This window comes from Achromobacter sp. (assembly GCF_036567245.1).
GTDB lineage: Bacteria > Pseudomonadota > Gammaproteobacteria > Burkholderiales > Burkholderiaceae_B > Achromobacter.
In genome coordinates this window covers 1-3,318 of sequence record NZ_DATCUY010000234.1, presented here as the reverse complement: position 1 = coordinate 3,318, position 3,318 = coordinate 1, and the positions used below count along the sequence as shown (strand labels likewise).

Below are 3,318 nucleotides of genomic sequence, written 5' to 3'. Positions count from 1 at the left end.
GAACGCATCGGCTATCGCTCGCTATGCGCGGCGTTGGCGACAACAGTTCAAGATGATTCTCGGCCGTAGCGGTATGTCCTGCCGATGTCGTCAGGGCGTGGTCGATTCGACGAACGCCGGCTCGAAATCCAGCAGGTCGGTACCGCGCATGCCCAATCCCCGGGCCAATGCACGCCAGCCCGCCACGGCCTGGGCCACTTCGCTCCAGATCGCCTGCGCTTGCGCAGCATCCAGCCTGAAATACGACGCGGTGGCCATCAGCATGTCACGGCTGTCGATAACGCCTGTGTCCTCGCTCAGCCAGGTCTTGCTCTCGCGCCGGTCGCCCGGCATCGGGTTCAGGTCGAAGGCCGGCGACAGGCGCCAGCCGCGCTGGCGCGCGTCGTACAGGAAGCCGGTATTGCGCAGATGGTCGTCGGTATTGCAGACCAGGAAGTTGAAGGCCAGACGGCGCCACAGTTCATGGATGTCGGCGATCGGATCGGCGCCCGACTGCAGCAGCACATCCACCAGTTCGGTGTAGGCATGCGTCGCGTCGCGACCATCGGACTGGAGCATCGTCGCGGCCGACACGTAAGGGATGCGGCCGCCATCATGGGTGCGGTCGAAACGCCGGATGACGGCGACCGCCGTGCCGCCGATCACTTCCGCGCGGGCCGGCGCCACGCGGATGCCGGCCTTGGCCGCCAGTTGCATGGCCAGCACTTCGCCCCGGATCACGTCGCGCCGGTCCGCCTGGCTGGGAAACTTGCCGACCGCCAGGCGTCCATCGGTGTCCCGCACCGTGGACTTCGGCCTGGCACCACCCAGTGACGTGCCTTGCCCCAGCAGGTAGTGCAGGTCCTGCGCGCTTTCCGTTCCGTCTTCCAGGGCGCGGGCCGCGTGGAGCACCTTCTTCAGTTCCACCAGGGGCGGTACCTGCCGGTTCGCGCCTCCGGCGCGCAGGTAGGCGCCAGAGTGCGGATCGAACAGGCGCAGCGCGCCGACGCGCGCCTCGTCATCCACCCACATCACGAAGTCCACCGGGTCCAATGCAGGCGTGTCGCGGTCTTCCTGTCGCAGCTTCGCATGGGCGCGTCGGATCACACGCTCGCCCCAGGCGTCGGGCGCGGTGTCCTCCAGCGCGAGGAAGAACACTTGCCGGGGATGCTGCACGCCGGCCACCGGCTGGAGGTCGGGCGACAGCGTGAAGAACCGGGCATCCCGCAGCCAGCCTTCGTCGTAGCTGAACGCGCTGCGCCGGCCGCCGCCAAGATGCAGGCGCCCCACGACCAAGCCACTCGCGCCCAGGTGGACTTCGAGGTCCGGACGTCGTGTGGGCCGAGGCGTTGCCATCAGAAGCCCTCCAAGTCATCGGCAGGCGTGCGCGCATCGCCTTTGTCAACGACGGATGCTGCCTGCCGCTTCCTGCCGGCAGAGGTGCGTACCCGCTGCGGCAGCTGCTCACGCACCAGTTCCATGCCGAGCGCATCGTTCTCCAGGGTCATCGCCTGGGCCAGGTCATCAAGCCGGCCCAGCACGTGCAGCGCGCGCAGGAAGGTGTGCAGCGCGGTGCCGGGATAGCCATCTTCCATGCGCCTGACGGTGCTCAAGGACGTGCCGATGCGCTGCGCAAGGTCTTCCTGGCTCAGGCGGCGCATGCGCCTCGCCGCCGAGATGTCCTGCCCCAGGCGGCGCAGCGCACGCGCAACAGGCTGCGGCATCGCCACTTGCGCACCAGAGCGCTTTTGCTCGGAAGAAGACATTTTTTATAGCCTCAAATATGAGCTTATTTTATATATAAGCGTTCATATTTGAACGCAAAAATGGCAAGCAGTCAACCCAATACGTGCCTACCCCTTGCAGTTCTGGTGACCGCGCTGCGCCATTGCGAGCGGCCCTGAACGGCTCTTTCGCACGAATGAGAGAAACGGGACGTCATGCTTTGTCGATCTGGAGGTAGACCCCTCGGGTCTTGCGCGAAACCTCGTCGCTCCTTGTCGAAGCGGCATCGCCACGCCTGTTCTGGCCCGAACTGCGTCTTCTGATAGACCGTCGTTGTTTTGCACGCCGGTAACGCCCAGGCTTGAACGCAAGAAGACCGAATCCGTCTTTCGCCGCGATGGCGTCTGTAGCAAAACCTCACCACCAAGCCTCCCCGCCTCGGGCGAGAAACATTTTGAAGCATACCGCCACGCGGAGGCTCGGTGTCGGTGGACAAGGTGCCACATCGACTGGTTGCTGCGGTGAGCATTGCAGCCATTCGCCGTCACTACAACCTTTCCACAAGCCAAGTCGCCACCGCTCCGCGCCGCGAAGGTGTGGGATGGCGTCGACCAGACCACGAGAAAAGCCGATGTCCTGAACCCGTTCACCAGGGAGTAGCCCATGAGAAAGTCATCTTCTTCCGGCGCCCAAGCCAAGGTCTTCTATCGTCCGATCGAGGCGGCCATCCAGTGGGCGGGGCTGTCACGCTTCGAGCGCCGTATCCTTGATGTCGCCGAGGGGATGAACCGGCTACCGGAGCACGCTGCACTGGCGCGCTGGCCACAGCTTCGCCTGAACGCGGAACGGATCTACGACGCACTGGTGCATCTCGACCTTCCCTACGGCAAGGATGGCCTCACGAGCAACGATCCCGCCTTGCTCGATGATCCTGGCCTCACGATCCGCCACGTCGATCTGAAGGCCTGGATGATCCGTTTCTATCCCGACCAGCGACCGGCATTCCTGTTCGATGCCTTCGAGCGTCACCTGCATCCGGCCGTCAGTGTCGATGCCGTGCAGGCACTGGTCATGGATCGCGAGGCGTTGAAGCTCCAGCTTGCCGACAAGGTGCAGGCCTGGGACGCGCTCTATGAGCAGTTCCAGACGCTCAGCCAGGAGCACCAGGCGCGCACGGAGCGCGAGAAGCGGTCCGGGACGCCGGGCGCCCGCAGTGAATCCACCTACCTGAACATCGTTGGCGGTCTTCTGACCCTGCTGTTGGGCAAGTCACCCAATGGCGTTCCCTATTCGTCTTTCGAGACGCTGGAATCGGTCATCAATGCGCTGGTTGCCCATTACGGCGACAAATCCGGAATCAGCGAGCGAACGCTGTGGGCGAAGTTTTCGGCAGCCAAGCGTCATCTCGCCACCCAGGACCGCTGACCGCAAGTGCAGACGGCGTGTCTGCACTTGCGGTGACCGCGCGGGAACCGCGCTATTGAATACGGGGCACTTCCATCACCGCCGCTACACAGCGCCAAGGAGTGTCCCTCGTGACTGCCCAGACCATCGCCACCGCGACGCCGAACGAACACCGCATCCTGCGCCGCGCGGAAGTCGAGGCCAAGACCG

3 protein-coding genes and 1 pseudogene are annotated in these 3,318 nt (G+C 64.4%); 2 read left to right on the top strand and 2 right to left on the bottom strand.

Annotation, left to right across the window (positions count from 1 at the left end):
* Nucleotides 1-90: 90 nt before the first annotated feature.
* Both VIR09_RS10435 and VIR09_RS10430 read right to left on the bottom strand, forming a co-directional pair.
* Entirely contained in the window at nt 91-1,335 is a 1,245-nt protein-coding gene (locus VIR09_RS10435; protein ID WP_034038011.1) for a type II toxin-antitoxin system HipA family toxin, read from the bottom strand.
* Complete coding sequence (locus tag VIR09_RS10430; protein ID WP_034038013.1) at nt 1,335-1,745, bottom strand: helix-turn-helix domain-containing protein; 411 nt, start codon at nt 1,743-1,745, stop codon at nt 1,335-1,337. Before VIR09_RS10430 ends, VIR09_RS10435 begins: the two co-directional genes overlap by 1 nt.
* Nucleotides 1,746-2,367: 622 nt before the next feature.
* On the opposite strand from VIR09_RS10430, the gene VIR09_RS10425 reads away from it, so the two are divergent.
* Nucleotides 2,368-3,129, top strand: coding sequence for a hypothetical protein (locus tag VIR09_RS10425; protein WP_332012800.1), 762 nt, complete (start codon nt 2,368-2,370; stop codon nt 3,127-3,129).
* Between the two features lie 110 nt (nt 3,130-3,239).
* A pseudogene (locus VIR09_RS10420) lies at nt 3,240-3,318 on the top strand (transcriptional regulator); the annotation flags it as partial.

Bases quoted from the DNA above. Each gene is read 5' to 3' on its own strand.
- VIR09_RS10435 (WP_034038011.1), bottom strand. From the start codon at position 1,335: ATGGCAACGCCTCGGCCCACACGACGTCCGGACCTCGAAGTCCACCTG.
- VIR09_RS10430 (WP_034038013.1), bottom strand. From the start codon at position 1,745: ATGTCTTCTTCCGAGCAAAAGCGCTCTGGTGCGCAAGTGGCGATGCCG.
- VIR09_RS10425 (WP_332012800.1), top strand. From the start codon at position 2,368: ATGAGAAAGTCATCTTCTTCCGGCGCCCAAGCCAAGGTCTTCTATCGT.